Source organism: Mesorhizobium sp. M7A.F.Ca.US.014.04.1.1, assembly GCF_003998745.1.
Classification (GTDB): domain Bacteria; phylum Pseudomonadota; class Alphaproteobacteria; order Rhizobiales; family Rhizobiaceae; genus Mesorhizobium; species Mesorhizobium ciceri.
This window is the reverse complement of sequence record NZ_RZRW01001480.1, coordinates 1-426: the sequence shown is the minus strand read 5'-3', so window position 1 is coordinate 426 and position 426 is coordinate 1. Positions and strand designations below refer to the sequence as shown.

Below are 426 nucleotides of genomic sequence, written 5' to 3'. Positions count from 1 at the left end.
GTCGTAGACGGTCATGGTGTCGTAGATGACCGGGAACTGGAACACCTGCGCGATATTGCGCTCCTGCGTCGACAAATTGGTCACGTCCTTGCCGTTGAACAGCAACTGACCGTGCGACGGGTGCAGCAATCCCGAAATGATGTTGAGCAGCGTGGTCTTGCCGCAGCCCGATGGCCCGAGCAGCGCATAGGCGCCGCCGTCCTCGAAGGTGTGGTGCACTTCCCTGAGCGCGAAATCGGCATCCTTCCGAGGGTTCGGCAGATAGGAATGCCTGACATGGTTGACGTCTATGCGTGCCATATCTTTCCCCTCAAGCCGCCAGCTTCGGCGCGGCCACGGCACGGCCGTGCTCGTCGAAGACCATGATGTGGCGCGGATCGATGAACACCTCGACCTCGGCGTCGGGTTCGAAGTCGCGGATGCCGT

At 61.3% G+C, this 426-nt stretch carries 1 protein-coding gene; it reads right to left on the bottom strand.

The window, feature by feature from the left end:
* Window positions 1-300: ATP-binding cassette domain-containing protein (locus EOA22_RS37230; protein WP_164756362.1), on the bottom strand; the 300-nt coding region annotated here is incomplete at its 3' end.
* Window positions 301-426: the final 126 nt, after the last annotated feature.